This window comes from Dolichospermum flos-aquae CCAP 1403/13F (assembly GCF_012516395.1).
GTDB lineage: Bacteria > Cyanobacteriota > Cyanobacteriia > Cyanobacteriales > Nostocaceae > Dolichospermum > Dolichospermum lemmermannii.
On the sequence record NZ_CP051206.1, the window covers coordinates 2,750,036 to 2,770,665 of the forward strand.

Here is a 20,630-nt window from a genome sequence, read left to right on the forward strand (position 1 = left end):
ATGGTCAAAATAAGTAATGGGACAGAATTAATCACACAACTGATTTTTCTGTTCCCTCTTCCCTTTTTTTTGTAAATATAATCAATTTTACCAAAATGGAAACCATCACATTAGGAAAAAATGGTCTAGCTGTTCCCCCTCTTTGTATCGGTACATGGGCTTGGGGTGATAAAGTATTTTGGAATTATGGCAACGGCTATGGTGAAGAACAGTTACAAGCGGCTTTTAATGCAGCTTTAGATGCTGGTATCACCTTCTTTGATACAGCAGAAGTTTACAGTTTAGGACTTTCGGAACAGTTTTTAGGAAAGTTCATGAAACAAAGCTCCCAAAAGGTACAAATTGCCACGAAGTTTGGCCCTTTACCTTGGCGTTGGGATGGTAAATCTATATCTGACGCTTTAACGGCTAGTCTCCAACGTCTCCAAGTTGAGAAAATTGAATTATACCAAGTTCATTGGCCTTTTGCTTTCTTTTTGACTCAAGAAACTCTCATGAATACCCTCGCAGATGAAGTGAAACGGGGGAGAATCGGCGCAGTAGGTGTGAGTAACTATTCAGCAGACCAAATGCGAGAAGCACACCAGATATTAGCCGCTAGGGGCGTACCTTTGGCTGTAAATCAGGTACGTTATTCTCTACTAACGCGCCAAATAGAAGGTAAAGGTATTTCCCAAACAGCCCGTGATTTAGGTGTAACTATTTTAGCTTATAGTCCCCTAGCTCAAGGATTGCTCACAGGTAAGTATACGCCCTCTTATAAGCCTCAAGGTGCAAGAAGCATAGATCCGCGATTTAGTCAAGATGGTTTAAATAAAATCGCCCCTGTTTTATCTCTATTACGAGAAATTGGTGAAAAATACGATCGCACTCCTGCCCAAGTATCCTTAAATTGGTTAATAGCCCAAGGTAATGTCATTCCCATTGCTGGAGTCAAAACCGCTGAACAAGTTAAACAAAATGCAGGGGCTTTAGGTTGGAAAATGACTCAAGATGAAATTGCTGAATTAGAGAAAATCACTCGTCCTTGGTTACATTAAAGCAAACTCATATCTTGGACATTCAAAGCGTATAGTTTAAACCGTTCCAAATCCGCTTGAATTGTGGACTCCACCACCTTTCCTAAAAACAAATTATCCATAAGTTTACCAATCAAGCCAGGAATAGCATAGGAAACCGTCATTTTCACAATACTAAGATCATGACGATCATAAAAGCGAATTGCTCCTTGATTTGGTAAACCATCAACCGATTCCCATTGAATAATTTGATAAGGAATTATTTTGGTAATTCGAGATTTCCACGTAAAATCTAACCCTCCTGTACTCAGTTTCCATAGAGAAATTTCCGGGTTATATTCAGTAATTTTGACTGAATCAATCCATTTCATCCATTTAGGCATTTGCTCTAAATCAGACCACAATCCCCATGCTAATTCTATGGGAACTTCAACTTCTACCTGGACACTATGTTCTAACCATTCACTCATAGGATTTTAGATTTTAGATTTTAGATTTTAGATTGGTAATTGGTAATGGGTGATTGGTAATTGGTAATTGGTAATTGGTAATGGGTGATTGGTAATTGGTAATTGGTAATTGGTAAACTTTTACTTATTCCCTCTTAACTGTCACCTGTCACCTGTCACCTGTCACCTGTCACCTGTCACCTGTCACCTGTCCCCAGTCCCTACTTCTTCAAACTTTCGAGAATTACCTTAGCCGCACGGTTTCCAGAAACCGTTGCCCCTTCCATGCTGTCAATATAATCTTGTTGAGTATAACTCCCAGCTAGGAAAAAGTTAGGAATAGGTGTTTTTTGATCGGGACGGTACGCATCCATTCCTGGTGCTTCTCTATACAAAGATTGAGCCAATTTAACCACATTGTACCAAGTCATGTTTAAATCTCTTGACGAAGGGAACAGTTCATGCACTTGTTTAAGGACGTGGTGAGCAATTTCTTCATTATTTTGCTTAATAAAAGGATCACCCGGTGTCAATACCAGTTGCAACAATGAACCCTCCCCAGGACGATAATAATCTGCGGGACTAGTTAAAGCCAAATCCGCAAAACAGGAAAAATCAGCATCAGCGGTATACAACAAATTATCTATCCCAGTCGCATGATTTAGCTGTTTGCGTTTTTCCTCATCTCCCAGTTCTGTCACCCAACCATCAAAGCGTAGCTGCACTGTAGCGACTGGAACAGCATCTAACTTATAAATGTTATCAAATTCTGGCCATTTCCGCCAAGGTTGGGGTAAAACTCGCTGAATCCCTGGAACATCACAAGCACAAAGATAAGCGTCAGCGGTAATTACTGCTTCTGTGTCACCTTGGGCAACTAATATACCAGTAACGTGAGTTTCGTCGCCAGACTCAGCAAACTGAATTTCTCGGACTTGACGACGGGTGTATATTTTTGTGCCTCTTTCTTCCAAGTATTTAACAATAGGTTTGTGTAAATATTCGTGAGGTGAACCTTCCAGCATTCGCAGAATTGAAGCTTCTGTTCTGACTGCAAAAAACTGGAAAATTGTCAACATACATCGGGCGGAAATATGATCACAATCTATAAATCCCAGGGCGTAAGCAATAGGATTCCAGAGACGTTTAATGCTACCTTTACTACCACCGTGACTATAGAACCAGTCAGAAAAACTGATTTTATCTAATTTGCGAATAGTTTTCATTGCCCCATCAAAGTCTACCAAACCTTGAACTATGGGGCTAGTTCCCAGAGCGATCGCATTTTGGAATTTATCCCGTAATGAAAGTTGGGAAGTAGTAAAAAACGCCTTTAATCCGTTAAAAGGCGCACCAGTAAAAAAGCGAAAATCTAACGCCCCAGTTTGTCCACCTTTATTGATAAAAGTATGACTATGTTCTTTGAGGCGTAAATTATCCCCAGCCCCCACTTTCTCCATCAATGCAAACAGATTGTAGTAGCAGCCGAAAAAGACGTGCAGCCCCATTTCAATATGATTGCCGTCACCATCTACCCAACTGCTGACTTTACCACCCACAAACGGACGAGACTCGAAAATTTCTACCTCACAGCCCGCATCTACTAAATCTACAGCAGTTGCTAACCCAGCTAATCCCGCACCCACAATTGCAACGCGCATTCCCTCGTTCCTTGTTCAGTTTCTTTACAAATTGTAACTGAATTGGTGACTGGTTAGTTGTCAGTAGGGGCGAAGCATTTGGAAGATAAATTATCGGTCATTGCCAAAAATAGTTCTCCAAATGCTTCGCTTGTACAGTTGCCAGTTGTCAGTTGCAAAAGAATATTTCTCTCCCCTGCCCCCTGCTTCCCTGCCCTCTATCACCCTCCGGCCACTTCTTCCCCCTGGGGTAAACTTCTAATCAGTTCCCGAATTACATCTGTTGCTGGTCTACCTGTCTGTTGACAATATTTTTCTAGTTTCTCTGCTTCTTGTGTTGCGAGATTAACTGTTATGCGTTTAACTGCCCATTTTTTATTTGTCATTATCATGCACTTTGCTGTATATTAACTTGATTTAGAAAGTTCGGTCACTCAAAACAAAAATGATACTATGAAAGTTAGTCGGAATTAACAAGGTAACAAAAACACTAATCTTATTTAAAATTTTCAGTTTGTCAACTACCTACCAAAATTTTTTTTGCGATGATTTTGCTTGAATACGGGAAATTTCTGGAGATTTGCACCATGAGTGTATTTTATACCAATTTAAGATGAAGCTGTATTGAATCAGATTTCTAGAATTATTGACCGCGGATAAAGACGGATGAATTCATGGATTTTATGATTCTGTGCAGCCTCTCATCAAGTTGGTATTAGATATCCTGTAATTTAATTCATAAATTTTAGGTATATCTATTTTTTTAGTCAAGTGTTTCTAAGTTTAATTCTTCCGAGGAAAGTACATTAGCTTCTAATAGAGCCATCATATCTCGTAATTGAGGATTACCACGAGCAGTCCCGGTCAATCCTTTGGCAATAATTAAACCGCAATGGCCTTTGGTATTTTTACACCGCTGATGCCATTTTTTCTTAGCTTCTATGTGAACTGGATCATCATCTAAAAATTGCCCAAACAAAAATAATTCATTATTATGTGTTTGCAATAAACCTAAGTCATAGAGATCATCATCCACAGGATCGGTTACCGTATGAAAACAGATGGCGTTTAATCCTCCAGCAGCTTGAATATTTTCAATAATTCCTTTAGCTTTAGGGCGAGAGGTTTGAATGACAATTACAGGTAAACCGTCCCCTTTTAGTTCAAATTCCCCTGCTGCTTGGTAATTAGGCGCTTGACGCAGGTAATTTAATGTTTCCCAGGGTAATACTCCCAAACTCATGAAAGCATCTTCAGGGATTAAGTCGTCTCTGAGGGCTTCAAAGATGGAATCATCTTCATCTTCATCATCTTCGTCATCTAAATCAAAACCAGCCATTTCTTCTAATTCTGCTGTCAATTCTGGCATAGTAGAAACGGTGACAGTTAAAGATTTACGCCTTTTGTCGGTTTCTGGTAGGGAAATTCGATAACGTTGACTCAGGGTAAGAAAATCTTCGTCGTATAATTGCCGATGGTGGTCATGCAGAAACCGCAATAAACTTTCTACAGCAACAAAAGTTAGTAGTGCTTCTTCTTCATACAAAACGGAACGTAATCCTTCTAGGGGATGAATATTTCCGAAGGTAGGTTCAATTTCTGAAAGTGGCATTTGTGCCAAATTTCCTAGATCATCATCTTCGTTTTCGTGCAAGGAATCAAAGGTGAGAAATAAACAATCTTGTTTGAGGAAGGCTTCTTCTAAATCTTGCTGAAGTTCATCTTCATCAGCTAAAACAGCAGCCCGAAACCGCTTGAGGGAATCTTCCGAACGATAAAACAAAATTCCATATTCAATTCCTAGCATTCCCATGACTGAGGCATAGAGTTTCTCTACATCCCATTGATTAATCTCTATGGATAAAATTTGCTGTTCTTCTAAAAATCTCCAAGGGGCAGATTGCCAAACTTCTAAGGCTTTATCATGGAGGAGTTGGGCGTATTTGGGTGGTAAATCGGGAATTTGGCTATCAATGACTTCGGCAAAAGAACGAAATAGTTCGTCAATTATGGGTAATTCTGGTACGTAGTCAATGGCAATATCTAAGTCTTGCAAGACTCCGCGCAGGTAAAATTGAATTTCCCGGTCGCGGACAACTATTCTTTGCGGTCTACCGGGTTTGGCTGGACTTTGGGGATGTTCTATTGCCTGCATGAGGGTACGCACAATGGCTTCTGGTCCCAGGGCGGGATCTACCATGTCCATGCTTCTCACAATGCCTTCTGAGGCATCTACCCAAAGAATACAATCTCCTTTGGCATCTGGGTCTGTAAAGGGGGTGTGTGGTGATGACAATGGACGGCGATCGCCCTCCCATACAGAAGGAATCTGGGGTAATTTCTGCAACCGACGACTGGTAGAGCGATTAAAACTTGTCATAGAGTAAGTGAATCAAAACAAAGCGATTGAAAATTAGAGTCTTGGGAATGGTTAATCTTTCAACACACCGAACCCCTCAATTCTAGAATAAAAATCTGAGGTTGCTAATAAACACAGCAACAGTTGACACAAAAAGGGATTATTCTAAAATTTTCTCCTATCTTTCCATCTTCCCATCTTCTTATGCTTTTTTGCCGTCGGAATGTCGCTAAAATGAATACAAAAACATTCATAGCAGCCCAGAGGTACGAGAATGCCTGATGGGGTATTGATAAAACTAGTTCAGGAGTTAAGAATTTATGACACAAGCAACTCAAACTCAACAACGGGGAATTCTATTATCTGAATCTGCATTGCGTCAGGTTAAGTCTCTTCAAGATAAGCAAGGGCAAGATCTATGCTTACGGGTGGGAGTTAGACAAGGTGGTTGTTCGGGAATGTCTTATATGATGGATTTTGAGGATGTCAGCAAGATTAACCCTGATGATGAGGTTTTTGATTATGATGGCTTCAAAATTATCAGCGATCGCAAAAGTCTCCTTTATCTTTACGGCTTAATGCTCGATTATAGTGATGCCATGATTGGTGGTGGTTTCCAATTTACTAACCCCAATGCTGCCCAAACTTGTGGTTGCGGTAAGTCTTTCGGCGTTTGACACTCCCCGGTCTAAAGACATTGACACCTAAAATTTTTTGGAATTTTCAGGTATCAATTCCGAGGTTTTCAGCATATTTTTTGATAAGTTAGGAGTCAGAAGTCAGAAGTCAATTAACAACTGACAACTGACCACTGACTAAGAACAACTGACAACTGACCACTGACTAAGAACAAATGACTAATACAATTGATTCCGTTGATTCCCTATTTGATAAAGGTTTAGAACGCTACAAGGCTGGAGAATCTGTAGAGTCACTGATTCCTGTATTTAAAGAGGTATGCGATCGCTCTCCTAAAGCCAGTTCAGCCTGGGTTTGTCTCGCTTGGTTATATCTTCTTGATAATAAAGGTAAATTGGCTTTCAACGCTGCTAATAAAGCTGTGAAACTCAATCCCCAAGATCCGCAAGGAAGAATTAATCTGGCTTTAGCTATGTTAGAAACAGGTCAAAAAGGTTTACGGGAACACATTGATTTTGCACAACAATTGATATTTGTCAATGAAGAATGGCAGGAAGAAGTTAAAAATAGCATTGAAGATGGTTTAACCAGAAAACCTGATTGGAAAAACTTAGCCAAAGTCAAAAAATGGTTATTTGAAAAATAGGGAACAGGGAACAGGGAGAAGATACTTCCAATTAACAACTGACAACTGTACGGGCGAAGCATTTGGAGAACTATTTTTGGCAATGACCGATAATTTATCTTCCAAATGCTTCGCCCCTACTGACAACTGACAATTGACCAATCAAAATGAAAGACAAATTATTAAACTGGCTCAACTTAATCTTAGTCGCTGATGTTTTTTTAGTGATTTTGGGTTTTGCGTGGCTTGTTATAGCCGTGATTGGTGATGCTTCGGGAATCAATTTAGGTTTAGATTTGTGGCACAAACTCTGGATGCCAGTATTTAATCCTGCTATTGGTATATTGATGGGTGGTGCGCTATTTAGTGGCATTATTAGCTGGGTATCGAAGAAGCTGACCAAAAATGAGTTGTCTTGAATTTTACTCATTTTCAAATAGCTGGATTAATCGTCTGAAAGGGTTTAGCAATGCTCATTGGTGTCAACTTAACGTACAACCCATAGCCCGACTGGGAATGATAGCGCAGCGTGGCGTAAGCCATATTCCCTGTCTAATAGCGCAAGTCATCTAAAGATGACTGAATACTAGGAAAATGTATTAGTCCGTTTTAACGGACTTGATCTATTAGACAGGGAATTTATTCCCTGGTGGGTGTGGAAGCCAAACAAATAAGCCACTTGTACTGAGCTTGCGATGCCCTGAGCCTGTCGAAGGGTCGAAGTATCTGTAGCCTAAGTTGACACAAGTAAGCATTGCTAAACCCCTACAAATAATCCACAACAAATAGAAAGCCCAGAGATAACAATTAATTTGATTGATAATCTTGACAACCAATTGCTTCTTCTGTATTCGCAATGTATGGATTTACTGTACATTTAAGACGATAATTATTAGTAAAAAATTGGCAATTAGGACAGGGGATTTTGTGCATTTCTTGAGCAATTTTAACAGTCTCTTTTGTTGCTGTCCATAAATTCAAAAATACCAAAACCATCACAGTCCAAGATGTGATAAAGCAAATCGGAATCAAGAATGCTTTTATTCCCTGAATTAGAAAAGATATAAAATTCAACATGGCAATTTATAAAATAAGTGAGGAGTTAGAAATTAATATAACTCCTAACTCCTCATTGCTCACGTCTAGCTGAAGATATATTCAATTAAACGCCAGCGTGACCTAATGCAATACCTGTTACCAACATTCCCAAAACCAAAAACGGTTGGGCGCTGGCTTGATATTTGACATCATTGGCTATGGGATCACGGAGAAAATACATATCTTGGAAAGTGATTTGGGGAATGATTAATAAGACGAGAATTGCTGCATATAAATTCTCGTGAATACTCACCAAATAACCTGCCACCAAACCTTGAAATAAATCAATCATGACTACACAAATCAAAGCCGCAGTTTGGATGCCAAACATAACTGGTAATGATTGTAGTCCTAATTGGCGATCGCCTTCCACACTCTTAAAATCATTGACAATGGCAATACCCAAACCAGCCAAACTGTAGAATAGAGTCAGAATCACAATTTTCCAATTCAATTCTCCAAATAAAGCATGACCAGCCCACCAAGGTAAAGCAATGTAACTTGCACCCAAAGCATAATTTCCTAACCAACCATTTTGTTTTAATTTCAATGGTGGTGCAGAATAGATATAGGCGATAAAAGTCCCAAAAACGGACAACATTAAAACAGTAGGAAATGGATGACCTGCCCATAAATCTAAGGTATAAGCCACCCCACATCCTAATAATAGTAAAAGCACGAATTGGCTAATTACTTGCTTTTCAGAAATTCTCCCCGAAGGTATGGGACGGTAAGGCTCATTAATCGCGTCAATTTCTCGGTCATAATAATCATTGATGGTTTGGGTATAACCAGTCAATAAAGGACCAGAAAGCAACATACAAAGGGCAGACTTCAAAACATTTTCTAAAGTCCAAGTGTAGTTACCAGAAGAAGCCGCACCGCAGACCACACCCCAAATTAGGGGAATCCAGGTAATCGGTTTCATCAATTGCAAGCGAATTTTCCAAATAGAAGTTTCCCCAGCACTTGCACCTTTCATTCCCAGCAATTGCCGAGTTTTCGCATTACGGTCTTCTGCAATTGTGACTTCTGGATTTGTTGATTCTATAGCCTCATTCGGCTGAGAATTTGGGTCAATGGGAGTTGATTCAGACATAAGGGGTAATGGTAATTGGTAATAGGTGATTGGTAATAGGTAATGGGTAATTGGTAATTATTGCCCAGTCACCAATCCCCAGTCCCCAATCCCTAAAAAGAAATTATCAAATAACTATTTTGAAACTTTGCACCAGTTACAGGTTTACCACTTAAAGCCGGGGGGAGGAAGATATTACGTCTTTGATCTCCGGCTTCTACTGTGACTTCTGGTCCCTGTTGAGTAAGTTTTACCTGTTTTTTGTCGAAACCAGGTAAAAATAAGCGGACTTGGCGATTATGTACGTCAATTTCAATTGGTTGGTTAGCTTGTAATGCTTGCTCAACAAAGTTGGGTAAAGCATCTATCAGAGGTTGCCATTCCCCCTGGGAGACATCAGGAACTATGCTCACAGGTAGAGGTGCAAATTCCTGGGATAAGTTAGTATTTTCTCCATCAGCAACTAAGATTGCTCCACCAACAGTTAAACCAATTTGTTGGGCGCTTCCCCACAGATAGCGGGAATTTGCCACATCAATGGGTTCTGATGTTGTCACCAAAAAAGCGGCAACTCGCTGGGGATTAGCTAAAGCGGCTTTACCTTGTTCGAGAAAATTATTAACTTGGTTAGTGGGTTGAGAAAAATTATCAGCAGTCCAATTAATATTAAAAAGACTGCTAATTAAAGGTTGAATTAGGGGAGATTCGGTAATTGTTTTCCCTAAATCGGAATTTACGAACAATTGCCTAAATCGTCTCATATACCAACTTAAAGATTCTGGCATTCCCAACATTCGCAAGCTGGCAGCATCGCCTGTGCCATCATAGATAATCGCGTCATATTTGCCACTGGCATCATATTCACGAATCGCATTGAGAGCAAGGGCGTTGTCCATACCTGGTAATACCACCAGTTCCTGCCCATAAACCTCTTTCAAAATCGGTGTGCGGAGGTATTGAGCCTCCAATTTTTTCACTTCGTCCCAGTTGCGTTCTAGCAGTACAGATGCTTGAAACTGTACTGCTTGTAGATTAGGAGAGATTTCCTGGGGGTCAGGAGTCAGAGTAGTATTGAGTAGAATTGGCAATGTTGGATCTGCTAGTCCTGCTAGAAGTACCCTTTTGCCTTGTGTTGCCAAACTAATGGCTGCGGCGATCGCTATCTTACTGCGAGCGATGCCGTTTTTGCCCAAAAATGTCAGTATCAAGGCCATTACTCAATTTCCAATTTTGCCGATCTTTTCAATAACAACTTAGCACTCAACCAATCTTTTTAGCCTCTACTGTAAGTTGTTTTGACTAAGCTGGTTTGATTTCATCTTCAAAAAACCAGGTAGAGAAATTATCGTCAAACTTGACCACCACACCGATTCCCGCCCCGTCAGTGACTTTGTAGCCTTGGATAATGCCGATTTTTCCCAGTTTTTGAGCGATAGTAGAGGATACGCGATCGCGCAAACGAATCACCTTAACTTTCTGTCCGATGTCCATGATCTAGTTACAATAAAATAATCCAAATCTCAGTGTAGCGGAATCTGTCACTTACCCACCATTAATTAACCCCCAGACTTAAATTATTCATCAGTCTGAGGGCAATTTACCAACAAGAGATGCTCCTAAATCAGTGTATTAATCGCCGAAGAAGAAGCTACACCATTTTGCGAATCATTGTGAGTTGATTGCTGTGGCTGGGTTTCTTCCTGTACACCTCGCATCTTAATTAACTTAATAGCCCGGTTCACACTTTCTGGCAAAACTACCACCAGACTACCATCAGGAGCCATGTCCAAGGCTTTGTTAATAGCTGTGGTTTCATCCAAAATTGATTCAAAGCGGTAATTAGGCTTAACTTGGGTAATGCCTTGAATAATCAAATCTGAAGCTGAACCACGAGGTCTACCTCTAGTATCATCATCTTCTTTAATAATAATGTAGTCAAAGATATCTGCTGATAACTTACCTAGAGTCACAAAATCTTCATCACGGCGATCGCCTGGACCACCAATCACACCAATGCGCTGTCCCGTTGTCCAATTCCGAACAAATGACCCCAAGGCCTCATAACTAGCCGCATTGTGGGCATAATCTACCAAAGCATGGTGTTTACCCAAATTAAACAAATTCATCCGTCCTGGGGTCTGACTCACAGAAGCACGGAAGCCTCTTAAACCAGCCCGAATTTGCTCAATGGTGACATCTTGAACAAAAGCCGCCAAACTAGCAGCTAAAGCATTAGCAATCATAAATGGCGCTCTTGCACCCATTGTCAAAGGAATATTTTCTGCTCTTTCGATGCGGTGCGTCCAATCACCTTTGACAATAGACAGATAACCATGTTCATAGACTGCGGCCACTCCACCCTGTTGAATATGTTTCCGTACCAGATCCGAGTCTGGATTCATGGTAAAGTAGGCAATATTTGCCTTAGTCTTTTCTGCCATCGCTGCAACCCGGTGATCATCGGCATTGAGTACCGCATAACCATCAGGAAAAACAGCCTCAGCAACTACACTTTTGAGATGGGCTAATTGTTCAATAGTATCTATATCGCCGATGCCCAGATGGTCAGCAGACACATTTAATACCACACCTACATTAGCATTTTCAAAACCCAACCCAGAGCGCAGAATCCCACCGCGAGCCGATTCCAATACCGCTACTTCTACGGTCGGATCTTGAAGGATAACATGGGCGCTTTGAGGACCTGTATTATCTCCTGATTCTACTAAGAAATCACCGATATAAGTACCGTCTGTAGTTGTGTAGCCTACTACTTTACCAGTTTGCTTATAGATATGTGCTAACAGGCGGGTAGTGGTGGTTTTACCATTTGTGCCTGTGACAGAGAGCAGAGGAATCCGTCCAGATTGTTCATTGGGGAACAGCATATCCATGACCGCACCAGCGACATTGCGGGGGATACCAATGCTGGGGGCGACGTGCATTCGGAAACCAGGGGCGGCGTTGACTTCGACAATTACCGCATCTACTTCTCGGAGCGGACGGCTAATATCGGAAGTGACAATATCTATCCCAGCTACATCTAAACCGATGATTCTCACTACCCGTTGTGCTAACCATATATTTTCCGGGTGAATTTCGTCTGTGCGATCTACAGCACTACCACCTGTACTCAAGTTGGCTGTAGCCCGCAGATAACACATTACCCCCTGGGGTGGCACACTATTGATGGTGTAGCCTTGTCTATCTAGGAGTTGATAGCTGGTACGGTCTAGTTCAATCTTAGTCAAGACATTATCATGCCCGTCACCCCGCTTAGGATCAAGGTTTGTTTCTTCAATTAGCTCTGTAATCGTAGATTTGCCATTACCCACGACATGGGCGGGGATTCTCTCCGCTACAGCAACTACCTTGCCATTAACTACCAATACCCGATGATCTCGTCCTACATAATATCTTTCCACAATCACTGAACGAGAAACTTGTCTAGCCATTTCATAAGCGGCTTCTGCGTCTTCCCAATTACGGATATCAATGGTGATACCCCGGCCATGATTACCATCTGAAGGTTTAATCACGATGGGATAACCACCAACATATTCAACGGCTTCTTCTAAATCATCAAAGAAATTGATAACTGTCCCTCTAGGAACTGGGACACCGTTGGCATCAAGAATCCGTTTAGTAGCTTCTTTATCACCAGCTAGTTCTACACCAAGAATGCCTGTGTTATTGGTCATTGTGGCCTGAATCCGTTTTTGATGGATACCATAGCCCAATTGAATTAAGAATCTAGCTGGTAAAGGCATCCAAGGAATACCTTTTTTCTCCGCTTCTTTGATAATAGCTTCTGTTGAAGGTCCTAGCGAAGCATCACGCCAAAAGTCTTTCAGGTCTTGAACATCTTGCTCTAGTTCGGCTTTGGGATAACGTCCCCGGTCAATAATACTTTGACATAGCCTGACTGCTGCCCGTGCTGCATAGCGACCCGCTTCTTCATTTAGGTACTCAATCACTACCTGATAAATTCCAGGTGTGACAGTTTCACGGGTGCGACCGAAACCTACGTGCATTCCCGCTAATTCCTGGAGTTCCAAGGCTACGTGTTCCACTATATGACCCATCATGGTGCCTTCTCGCACCCGCATCAGAAAACCACCCCGACAGCCAGGGGAGCAGTAGTGACCCTCTAGGCTGGGGAGAGCCTCTACTAATCCTTCATAAAAGCCAGGGATTTCATTAGAGGGCGTTTCGGCAAGATTTTCTAAATCTAGGCGCATGACGATGAGCTTGTGCCGTCGAATGCTCCAGTAATTTGGGCCGCGTAAGGTCTGGATCTTGAGGATTCTCATGGGAATAGGTAGATGGAGATTCGGAACCAAAATTCTAGTTTCTTACTGGAATTGACCGCTAAACTGTTCATGTCAAACAGTTTTTTATGATTAGATAGTATTTATCTAAAATCTGAAAACAGGAAGAAATCAGAGCGCGGTCAAATCATTGTCATCTGAGATACTCTATACCGTCAGCTAGAGATGCGATGCACAGCAGGTAAAACAGTACGTTGGTAAAGATGGAAGCGATCTCCGTAACTGAGGATATGTAGTCTTAAATTATGTAAAGTCAAGGGTTCGTTAGCATTAACATTGGGTTCATTAGTGTGGGTAAGTTCTGTAGGATCAACAATGGTGACACTGCCTTTGCCCATAACTTGTAACCAACCATCTCGTTCAAACACAGCACAGGTATCTTCGTCAATACCAATGCCCAGTCTATCAGGGTGAGCGGCGATGGCACTAACTAATCTCCCCATGCGATTCCGGTTATGGAAATGTTGGTCAACGACAACTTCAGGAATGAATCCTAAGCCTGTTGCCATATCCACTAGGGAACGATTGGGGGTTTCACCACTGCCACCACCTGCGATCATGTGATGTCCCATGACGGCTGCTCCAGCACTTGTTCCTGCTAAAGTCAGTTGTCCGGCTCTCACCCGCTGGCGGATAATTTCCATTGCTGGTGTGTCGGAGAGGACTCCACAAAGACGCAGTTGGTCTCCTCCTGTCAAGAAGACACCACTACAGGCTTCGAGGGATGCTTTAATCTCCGGATTTTCGCATTGTTCCCGTTCCCGAATGTCTAAAATCTCAACCTTCTCCGCACCCATTTCTTCAAAAATGCGAACGTACCTACCAGCAATAATGGCAGGCTCACGGGAGGCTGATGGAATTATTGTAATATACGCCTTGTTACCACCAGCACGAACAAAAAAAGTTCTCAGAATTTCTCGTCCATGAACTTTATCTTCTGCGCCTCCGATAACTAGTACGGCGGTTTTAGTAGCTTGGGGTGTCCTCATTTCCAGCGATTTAACTTCTAACTGCGGCATTGTGTTTCTGCTTGAGGGAGTCAACAACTTCAGGTTAATTCAACAAGGGTTGCTACTTGTTAATTTTCGCCTTTTGCTTTAATGAGAGGACACTGCTTGACGCACACGATGCCTCAATTTTCTCATGTCCGTCATTCTCATGGCCAGCATCTTGTTTTTTACCTATCTACTTTTCCAGCCGGGAATTATAGTGCTAAATTAACTATAATTCCCTTCTGGATTTAGGTTTTAGTCGGCCTTGACACTCTTACTTCTGAGCTTGGCTAGATGCATCCCGGAAGTTGTTAACTTTGGTGGGATTATTAATTTAAATTTAGTAGTGACAATATTTAAACATAAATCAAGTAACTAGAAAAACTTTTGATCTCACTTGGAAACAGGGAACAGGAAACAGGGAACAGGGAACAGGGAACAGGGAACAGGGAACAGGGAACAGGGAACAGGGAATAGGGAACAGGGAACAGGAGAGAAACTTCCTTCTTTATTCTTTCTTCTCTTTCTCCTGATTCGGTGACTCCTGACTCGGTGACTCCTGACTCGGTGACTCCTGAACTCCTGACTCCTGACTCATGTGCTACGTTATCAGTTATTCTATTGGCTAGGTATCTACCCTTAAAATTAGTTCTATCGAGTCCGAATTACTGTGCGTTTTGATATAGTTACACTTTTCCCTGACTGTTTCACGTCAATTCTCAATTCTGGTTTGCTGGCTAAGGCCTTAGCTAAACAGATTGCTCAAGTGCATCTAGTTAATCCCAGAGACTTTACCACGGACAAACACCACAAGGTGGATGATGAAACCTATGGTGGTGGTGTGGGAATGCTGATGAAGCCAGAACCGATTTTCGCGGCTGTGGAGTCTTTGCCGATTCTACCCCGTCGTGATGTGATTTTGATGAGTCCCCAAGGACAACCGATGAACCAGCCCTTACTGCGCGAATTAGCCGCGGATTATGACCAATTGATTGTTATTTGTGGTCATTATGAAGGGGTAGATGACAGGGTGCTAAATTTGGTGACTCGTGAGATCTCTTTGGGCGATTTTATCCTCACTGGGGGAGAAATTCCTTCTATGGCTTTGATTAATGGTGTGACGCGGTTGCTACCGGGAACTGTGGGTAAGGAGGAATCTCTCAAAAATGAAAGTTTTGAAGCGGGTTTGTTAGATTTTCCCCAGTATACTCGTCCTGCTAATTTTCGTGGTTGGAAAGTCCCAGATGTGCTACTAAGTGGTAATCATGCAGCAATAGCTCGTTGGCGTTTTCAACAACAAATTCAGCGCACTGCTTCCCGTCGTCCCGATTTGCTGAAAAAATGGCAAGAAGAGCAGGGAGAGTAGGGGGAGTAGGGGGAGTAGGGGGGGTAGGGGGAGTAGGGGGGTAGGGGGAGTAGGGGGAGTAGGGGGAGTAGGGGGAGTAGGGGGAGAAAAATATTCTTTTGCAACTGACAACTGTAAGGGCGAAGCATTTGGAAGATAAATTATCGGTAGTTGCGAAAAGTGCTTCTCCAAATGCTTCGCCCCTACTAACAACTAACAACTGACAAACTATGAACATCAGAATTGGTAACGGCTACGATATACACAGATTGGTGAGCGATCGCAATTTAATTTTAGGCGGTATTCACATTCCCCATGAACTCGGCTTGTTAGGACACAGTGATGCTGATGTTCTTACCCATGCCATCATGGATGCAATGCTAGGAGCATTATCTTTAGGGGATATTGGTCATTATTTTCCCCCTACAGATCCAAAATGGAAAGGGGCTGATAGTCTTGTACTATTAGATCAAGTACATCAATTAATTCGTGACCAAGGTTGGAAAATTGGCAATATTGATTCTGTAATTGTGGCTGAACGTCCCAAATTAAAACCCCATATTTCTCAAATGCGGGATAAATTAGCCGCAGTTTTAGAAGTAGAACCAAATCAAATTGGTGTCAAAGCTACAACTAATGAAAAACTTGGATCAACGGGAAGAGAAGAGGGTATTTGTGCTTATGCTGTAGTTTTGTTGGTGGCTGGTGATTGATTCATAACTAATAGGAGAATAAGAGAATGTTTAGTTTAGATAAACCAGAAAAACTAATTAAAATCAGACTTATTTCTAGTATTTGGAATAATCAATTTGATTCACCGGAGAAAATAGAAAGTTTATTTCAACTGTCTTCTACAGATATTACCGTCTTAGATCAAAATCAGCAAATTGCATTATTAGTAGATATTACAGCGTAAGAAATTCTGGAAAATCATGAAAATAATTTATCAAAAGTCAGCAATCTGTATTTACAAAACTCTCAAACAAACCCGCGATTTGTTATGTTAGCAAATTTAACAGAAATTAATGTTTTTAAATCTACTAATGGTGTATTTTCTAAACCAGAGATATCATTAAATACAGGAAAAATTCTCAGCCATTATGATTCAGAATTTTGTGAGAAAACAATATTTAATTTCTATTTGAAAACCCTTATAGTATCTTGGTTAAGAGATTTGAGTTATCACTGGAAATCAGAAATACCATCTGCATCTGAAAAATTTGAAAGAATAGGTTTATTAGCAAAGATAAAAAATGGAGAAACATATTCACAAAACTATGAATAAAAGTAGATAATTTATATTTAATTACCAGTATCAGGAATATCAAAATATTAAAAACATGACATTACAAAAAATACTCAATCTGACAAAACGCTTTTTCTTATTAATCACAATTATTGCATTTACAGCAATGACAATTACCGCTTGTAACCCAATTCAATTAAAAACCAATGCGGCTCAAGTTCCCCAATTAGTCAGAAGTATTCTAAATGATCCAAAAACATTTAATGCGGCACTTGGTTCTGAATCACCAAATATTTTTGATCTTACTTATGAAGGATTATTAACGCAAAATCCTATTAGCGGTAAAATAGAAGGAGCATTAGCTCAATCATGGGAAATATCACCTGATAAAACCAAAATTACCTTTACCATGCGTGAGGGTTTAAAATGGTCAGACGGACAACCATTAACAGTTGATGATGTCGTATTTACCTACAATGATATTTATTTAAATGAAAAAATTCCCACAGATACTAGAGATGTTTTGAGAATTGGTAAAGATCGCAAATTACCAACTGTGAAAAAAATAGATAATAAAAGAGTAGAATTTAGTGTACCTGAACCATTTAGACCTTTTTTGCTAAATACAAGGGCATCTATTTTACCTGCTCATATTTTAGAAAAATCAGTGAAAACAAAAGATAAAGATAGTAAACTGGAATTTTTGAGTAAATGGAGTGTTGATACTCCCCCAGAAGAAATTATTGTTAATGGACCTTATAAAATTGAAAGATATGATACAAGTCAACGGATAATTTTTCGCCGTAATCCCTATTATTGGCGTAAAGATGCTCAAGGTAAATCACAACCTTATATTGAACGGATAATTTGGCAAATTGTGGAATCAACAGATGCTTCTTTACTCCAATTTCGTTCCGGTGATTTAGATTCTATTAGTGTTTCCCCTGATTATTTTTCGCTGTTAAAAGTTCAGGAAAAACAAGGGAATTTCACAATATATAATGGTGGTCAAAGTTCTAGCACTTTATTTCTTTCTTTCAACTTAAATAAAGGGAAAAGAAATAATCAACCATTAGTTGATCCTATTAAATCTCAATGGTTTAATAATGTCCAATTTCGCCAAGCGGTAGCTTATGCTATTGATAGACAAACCATGTTAAATAATACTTTTCGTGGTTTGGGTACTTTCCAAAATTCTTCTATTTCTGTTCTAAGTCCTTATTTTTTATCACCAGAAAAGGGACTAAAAGTTTATAAATATAATCCTGATAAAGCGAAGGAATTACTAATAAAAGCAGGATTCAAATATAATGACAAAAATCTTTTAGTGGATAATCAAGGTAACGAAGTCAGATTTAGTTTACTCACCAATGCTGGTAATAAAATTCGGGAATCAATGGGTTCGCAAATTAAACAAGATTTGAGTAAAATTGGCATTCAAGTTGATTTTACTCCCTTGGCATGGAATACTTTTATAGGTAAGATATCTAATACTTTAGATTGGGAGGCTGGTTTATTAGGTTTAATTGATGGATTAGAACCTAATGATGGTGCTAATGTTTGGTCACCTGACGGGGGATTACATATGTTTAATCAAAAACCCCAAGCTGGACAAAAGCCCATAGAAGGGAGAGAAGTTGCACCTTGGGAAGTGAAAATTAATGAACTTTATATTCAGGGCGCACAGGAATTTGATGAGGTGAAAGTCAAGGAAATTTATTGGGAAAGTCAACAATTAACACAGGAGTATTTACCTTTTATTTATTTGGTAAATTCCTCTGCTATGTCAGCAATTAGAAATCGTTTTGAAGGTATCCAATTTTCTGTCCTTGGTGGTGCTTTTTGGAATATTCATGAAATTAAAGTTACGAAATAGGTAATAGTGAAGAAATTCTTACCAATTACCAATCACCAAAAACTTTCTAGGTTGGCTAGAATCTAAATCATTCTCATATTAATATCTGGTAATAACCTATGACATTACAAAAAATACTCCATTCCACAAAACGCTTTTTCTTATTAATCACAATCATTGCATTTACAGCAATAGGACTTACCGCTTGTAACCCAACTAAATTAAAAACCAATGCGGCTCAAGTACCCCAATTAGTAACAAGCATTCTGAGTGATCCAAAAACATTTAATGCTGCGCTGAGTTCCGAATCACCAAATATTTTTGGTTACACTTATGAAGGATTATTAACTCAAAATCCTATTAACGGTAAAATAGAAGGAGCATTAGCTCAATCATGGGAAATATCACCTGATAAAACCAAAATTACCTTTACCATGCGTGAGGGTTTAAAATGGTCAGACGGACAACCATTAACAGTTGATGATGTCGTATTTACCTACAATGATATTTATTTAAATGAAAAAATTCCCACAGATACTAGAGATGTTTTGAGAATTGGTAAAGATCGCAAATTACCAACTGTGAAAAAAATAGATAATAAAAGAGTAGAATTTAGTGTACCTGAACCATTTAGACCTTTTTTACTAAATACTGGAGCATCTATTTTACCTGCTCACATTTTAGAAAAATCAGTCAAAACTAAAAATAAAGATGGGAAATTGGAATTTTTAAGTAAATGGGGTGTTGATACTCCTCCCCAAGAACTTATTGTTAATGGACCCTATAAACTGGAAAGATACGATACCAGTCAACGGGTAATTTTTCGCCGTAACCCCTATTATTGGCGTAAAGATGCTCAAGGTAAACCACAACCTTATATTGAACGGATAATTTGGCAAATTGTGGAATCAACAGATGCTTCTTTACTCCAATTTCGTTCCGGTGATTTAGATTCTATTAGTGTTTCCCCTGATTATTTTTCGCTGTTAAAAGTTCAGGAAAAACAAGGTAATTTTAAAATATATAATGGTGGTCCGAGTTCTAGCACTTCCTTTATTTCCTTTAACTTAAATAAGGGAAAAAGGAAAAATCAACCATTAGTTGATCCTATTAAATCTAAATGGTTTAATAATGTGCAATTTCGCCAAGCTGTAGCTTATGCTATTGATAGACAAACCATGTTGAATAACACTTTTCGTGGTTTAGGTACGCCTCAAGATTCTCCTATTTCTGTCCAAAGTCCTTATTTTTTATCACCAGAACAGGGTTTAAAGGTTTATAAATACAATCCTGATAAGGCGAAGGAATTACTAATAAAAGCAGGGTTTAAATATAATGAAAAAAATCTCTTAGTAGATGATCAAGGTAATGAGGTTAGATTTGCATTGTTAACTAATGCTGGTAATAAAATTCGGGAGTCAATGGGTTCGCAAATTAAACAGGATTTAAGTAAAATTGGGATTCAAGTAGATTTTACACCATTGGCTTGGAATACCTTTATAGATAAACTTTCTAATACTTTAGATTGGGATGCTTGTTTAATAGGTTTAACAGGGGGTTTAGAACCAAATGATGGTGCAAATGTGTGGTCGCCTCAAGGGGGATTACATATGTTTAATCAAAAACCTCAAGCTGGACAAAAACCGATTGAAGGTTGGGAAGTTGCTGACTGGGAAAAGAAAATTGATGAACTTTATATTCAAGGCGCACAGGAATTTGATGAGGTTAAATTAAAGGAAATTTATGGGGAAAGTCAACAATTAACGCAGGAGTATTTGCCTTTTATTTATTTGGTTAATTCCTATTCTCTCTCAGCAGTGCGAAATCGTTTTGAAGGTATTAAATTTTCTGCGCTTGGTGGTGCTTTTTGGAATATTCATGAAATTAAAATTACGAAGTAGTTGATATTTGACTGAAATCAGGAAAATCCAAAATCCAAAATCTAAAATCCAAA

The 20,630-nt window shown here is 39.7% G+C and carries 22 protein-coding genes; 11 read left to right on the top strand and 11 right to left on the bottom strand.

Translation table 11 applies throughout. The features are described from left to right. Positions 1-95: 95 nt before the first annotated feature. Entirely contained in the window at positions 96-1,040 is a 945-nt protein-coding gene (locus tag HGD76_RS13425) for an aldo/keto reductase (protein WP_168696088.1), read from the top strand. On the opposite strand, the gene HGD76_RS13430 is transcribed toward HGD76_RS13425, so the two are convergent. Continuing rightward, on the bottom strand, positions 1,037-1,489 hold the full coding sequence (locus HGD76_RS13430; RefSeq protein ID WP_168696089.1) for an SRPBCC family protein: 453 nt from the start codon (positions 1,487-1,489) through the stop codon (positions 1,037-1,039). The two genes, HGD76_RS13425 and HGD76_RS13430, sit on opposite strands and share 4 nt — an antisense overlap. A 200-nt stretch (positions 1,490-1,689) precedes the next feature. After that, entirely contained in the window at positions 1,690-3,129 is a 1,440-nt protein-coding gene (gene zds, locus HGD76_RS13435) for a 9,9'-di-cis-zeta-carotene desaturase (protein ID WP_168696090.1), read from the bottom strand. Between the two features lie 57 nt (positions 3,130-3,186). Between zds and HGD76_RS13440 the strand changes: the two genes are divergently transcribed. Then, on the top strand, positions 3,187-3,414 hold the full coding sequence (locus HGD76_RS13440) for a hypothetical protein (RefSeq protein ID WP_168694550.1): 228 nt from the start codon (positions 3,187-3,189) through the stop codon (positions 3,412-3,414). Here the strand turns inward: HGD76_RS13440 and HGD76_RS25400 are convergent. Both HGD76_RS25400 and HGD76_RS13445 read right to left on the bottom strand, forming a co-directional pair. Then, positions 3,330-3,500 carry a ribbon-helix-helix domain-containing protein gene (locus HGD76_RS25400; RefSeq protein WP_015079854.1) on the bottom strand — a complete coding sequence of 57 codons (171 nt, stop codon included), beginning with the start codon at positions 3,498-3,500 and terminating at the stop codon, positions 3,330-3,332. The two genes, HGD76_RS13440 and HGD76_RS25400, sit on opposite strands and share 85 nt — an antisense overlap. A gap of 371 nt (positions 3,501-3,871) precedes the next feature. Then, complete coding sequence (locus HGD76_RS13445) at positions 3,872-5,488, bottom strand: DUF6930 domain-containing protein (protein ID WP_015079853.1); 1,617 nt, start codon at positions 5,486-5,488, stop codon at positions 3,872-3,874. Positions 5,489-5,787: 299 nt separating this feature from the next. Here HGD76_RS13445 and HGD76_RS13450 point away from each other — a divergent pair, with 299 nt between their 5' ends. Together HGD76_RS13450 and HGD76_RS13455 are read left to right on the top strand one after the other, a co-directional pair. Beyond that, positions 5,788-6,144, top strand: a complete 357-nt coding sequence (locus tag HGD76_RS13450; RefSeq protein ID WP_015079852.1) for an iron-sulfur cluster assembly accessory protein — start codon at positions 5,788-5,790, stop codon at positions 6,142-6,144. A gap of 176 nt (positions 6,145-6,320) precedes the next feature. Continuing rightward, the gene (locus HGD76_RS13455; protein WP_015079851.1) at positions 6,321-6,752 is read left to right on the top strand and encodes a tetratricopeptide repeat protein; all 432 of its coding nucleotides are present in this window, start codon (positions 6,321-6,323) and stop codon (positions 6,750-6,752) included. Here HGD76_RS13455 and HGD76_RS13460 read toward each other — a convergent pair. Then, positions 6,738-6,878, bottom strand: coding sequence for a hypothetical protein (locus HGD76_RS13460; protein WP_168694551.1), 141 nt, complete (start codon positions 6,876-6,878; stop codon positions 6,738-6,740). The genes HGD76_RS13455 and HGD76_RS13460 overlap by 15 nt on opposite strands. A gap of 20 nt (positions 6,879-6,898) precedes the next feature. Between HGD76_RS13460 and HGD76_RS13465 the strand changes: the two genes are divergently transcribed. Continuing rightward, entirely contained in the window at positions 6,899-7,150 is a 252-nt protein-coding gene (locus HGD76_RS13465; protein ID WP_015079850.1) for a DUF8620 family protein, read from the top strand. Positions 7,151-7,538: 388 nt separating this feature from the next. On the opposite strand, the gene HGD76_RS13470 is transcribed toward HGD76_RS13465, so the two are convergent. The 6 genes from HGD76_RS13470 to HGD76_RS13495 form a co-directional block, all read right to left on the bottom strand. Beyond that, positions 7,539-7,808, bottom strand: a complete 270-nt coding sequence (locus HGD76_RS13470) for a hypothetical protein (RefSeq protein ID WP_015079849.1) — start codon at positions 7,806-7,808, stop codon at positions 7,539-7,541. Positions 7,809-7,893: 85 nt separating this feature from the next. After that, positions 7,894-8,928 carry a chlorophyll synthase ChlG gene (chlG, locus tag HGD76_RS13475; RefSeq protein WP_168696091.1) on the bottom strand — a complete coding sequence of 345 codons (1,035 nt, stop codon included), beginning with the start codon at positions 8,926-8,928 and terminating at the stop codon, positions 7,894-7,896. 92 nt (positions 8,929-9,020) lie between these two features. Continuing rightward, positions 9,021-10,121 (bottom strand): Get3/ArsA fold putative tail anchor-mediating ATPase NosAFP, encoded by a 1,101-nt coding sequence (locus HGD76_RS13480; protein WP_015079847.1) that lies wholly within the window; start codon positions 10,119-10,121, stop codon positions 9,021-9,023. Between the two features lie 85 nt (positions 10,122-10,206). Next, positions 10,207-10,398 (bottom strand): cytochrome b6f subunit PetP, encoded by a 192-nt coding sequence (petP, locus tag HGD76_RS13485; RefSeq protein ID WP_168696092.1) that lies wholly within the window; start codon positions 10,396-10,398, stop codon positions 10,207-10,209. A gap of 125 nt (positions 10,399-10,523) precedes the next feature. Beyond that, positions 10,524-13,220 (bottom strand): cyanophycin synthetase, encoded by a 2,697-nt coding sequence (gene cphA / locus HGD76_RS13490; RefSeq protein ID WP_168697442.1) that lies wholly within the window; start codon positions 13,218-13,220, stop codon positions 10,524-10,526. Positions 13,221-13,393: 173 nt separating this feature from the next. Then, complete coding sequence (locus HGD76_RS13495) at positions 13,394-14,257, bottom strand: cyanophycinase (protein ID WP_168696093.1); 864 nt, start codon at positions 14,255-14,257, stop codon at positions 13,394-13,396. Positions 14,258-14,900: 643 nt separating this feature from the next. Between HGD76_RS13495 and trmD the strand changes: the two genes are divergently transcribed. From trmD to HGD76_RS13525, 6 genes are all read left to right on the top strand, one after another. Then, positions 14,901-15,596: a tRNA (guanosine(37)-N1)-methyltransferase TrmD gene (gene trmD, locus HGD76_RS13500; protein ID WP_168696094.1), complete on the top strand. Its 696-nt coding sequence runs from the start codon at positions 14,901-14,903 to the stop codon at positions 15,594-15,596. A gap of 209 nt (positions 15,597-15,805) precedes the next feature. Further along, positions 15,806-16,288, top strand: coding sequence for a 2-C-methyl-D-erythritol 2,4-cyclodiphosphate synthase (gene ispF / locus HGD76_RS13505; protein WP_168696095.1), 483 nt, complete (start codon positions 15,806-15,808; stop codon positions 16,286-16,288). 26 nt (positions 16,289-16,314) lie between these two features. Then, positions 16,315-16,491, top strand: coding sequence for a hypothetical protein (locus tag HGD76_RS13510; RefSeq protein ID WP_168696096.1), 177 nt, complete (start codon positions 16,315-16,317; stop codon positions 16,489-16,491). A gap of 84 nt (positions 16,492-16,575) precedes the next feature. Next, positions 16,576-16,860, top strand: a complete 285-nt coding sequence (locus HGD76_RS13515; RefSeq protein ID WP_168696097.1) for a hypothetical protein — start codon at positions 16,576-16,578, stop codon at positions 16,858-16,860. A 55-nt stretch (positions 16,861-16,915) separates the two neighbouring features. Continuing rightward, on the top strand, positions 16,916-18,697 hold the full coding sequence (locus tag HGD76_RS13520) for an ABC transporter substrate-binding protein (protein ID WP_168696098.1): 1,782 nt from the start codon (positions 16,916-16,918) through the stop codon (positions 18,695-18,697). Between the two features lie 98 nt (positions 18,698-18,795). Continuing rightward, positions 18,796-20,577, top strand: coding sequence for an ABC transporter substrate-binding protein (locus HGD76_RS13525; RefSeq protein ID WP_168696099.1), 1,782 nt, complete (start codon positions 18,796-18,798; stop codon positions 20,575-20,577). Positions 20,578-20,630 lie beyond the last annotated feature (53 nt).

What these genes read in the sequence shown, in the direction of transcription:
- HGD76_RS13520 (WP_168696098.1), top strand. Translation starts at nt 16,916, where the DNA reads ATGACATTACAAAAAATACTCAATCTGACAAAACGCTTTTTCTTATTA.
- HGD76_RS13430 (WP_168696089.1), bottom strand. Translation starts at nt 1,489, where the DNA reads ATGAGTGAATGGTTAGAACATAGTGTCCAGGTAGAAGTTGAAGTTCCC.
- HGD76_RS13495 (WP_168696093.1), bottom strand. Translation starts at nt 14,257, where the DNA reads ATGCCGCAGTTAGAAGTTAAATCGCTGGAAATGAGGACACCCCAAGCT.
- HGD76_RS13515 (WP_168696097.1), top strand. Translation starts at nt 16,576, where the DNA reads ATGTTAGCAAATTTAACAGAAATTAATGTTTTTAAATCTACTAATGGT.
- chlG (WP_168696091.1), bottom strand. Translation starts at nt 8,928, where the DNA reads ATGTCTGAATCAACTCCCATTGACCCAAATTCTCAGCCGAATGAGGCT.
- HGD76_RS13465 (WP_015079850.1), top strand. Translation starts at nt 6,899, where the DNA reads ATGAAAGACAAATTATTAAACTGGCTCAACTTAATCTTAGTCGCTGAT.
- HGD76_RS13470 (WP_015079849.1), bottom strand. Translation starts at nt 7,808, where the DNA reads ATGTTGAATTTTATATCTTTTCTAATTCAGGGAATAAAAGCATTCTTG.
- HGD76_RS13425 (WP_168696088.1), top strand. Translation starts at nt 96, where the DNA reads ATGGAAACCATCACATTAGGAAAAAATGGTCTAGCTGTTCCCCCTCTT.
- HGD76_RS13510 (WP_168696096.1), top strand. Translation starts at nt 16,315, where the DNA reads ATGTTTAGTTTAGATAAACCAGAAAAACTAATTAAAATCAGACTTATT.
- ispF (WP_168696095.1), top strand. Translation starts at nt 15,806, where the DNA reads ATGAACATCAGAATTGGTAACGGCTACGATATACACAGATTGGTGAGC.
- HGD76_RS25400 (WP_015079854.1), bottom strand. Translation starts at nt 3,500, where the DNA reads ATGATAATGACAAATAAAAAATGGGCAGTTAAACGCATAACAGTTAAT.
- HGD76_RS13455 (WP_015079851.1), top strand. Translation starts at nt 6,321, where the DNA reads ATGACTAATACAATTGATTCCGTTGATTCCCTATTTGATAAAGGTTTA.
- HGD76_RS13445 (WP_015079853.1), bottom strand. Translation starts at nt 5,488, where the DNA reads ATGACAAGTTTTAATCGCTCTACCAGTCGTCGGTTGCAGAAATTACCC.
- zds (WP_168696090.1), bottom strand. Translation starts at nt 3,129, where the DNA reads ATGCGCGTTGCAATTGTGGGTGCGGGATTAGCTGGGTTAGCAACTGCT.
- HGD76_RS13450 (WP_015079852.1), top strand. Translation starts at nt 5,788, where the DNA reads ATGACACAAGCAACTCAAACTCAACAACGGGGAATTCTATTATCTGAA.
- cphA (WP_168697442.1), bottom strand. Translation starts at nt 13,220, where the DNA reads ATGAGAATCCTCAAGATCCAGACCTTACGCGGCCCAAATTACTGGAGC.
- petP (WP_168696092.1), bottom strand. Translation starts at nt 10,398, where the DNA reads ATGGACATCGGACAGAAAGTTAAGGTGATTCGTTTGCGCGATCGCGTA.
- HGD76_RS13480 (WP_015079847.1), bottom strand. Translation starts at nt 10,121, where the DNA reads ATGGCCTTGATACTGACATTTTTGGGCAAAAACGGCATCGCTCGCAGT.
- HGD76_RS13525 (WP_168696099.1), top strand. Translation starts at nt 18,796, where the DNA reads ATGACATTACAAAAAATACTCCATTCCACAAAACGCTTTTTCTTATTA.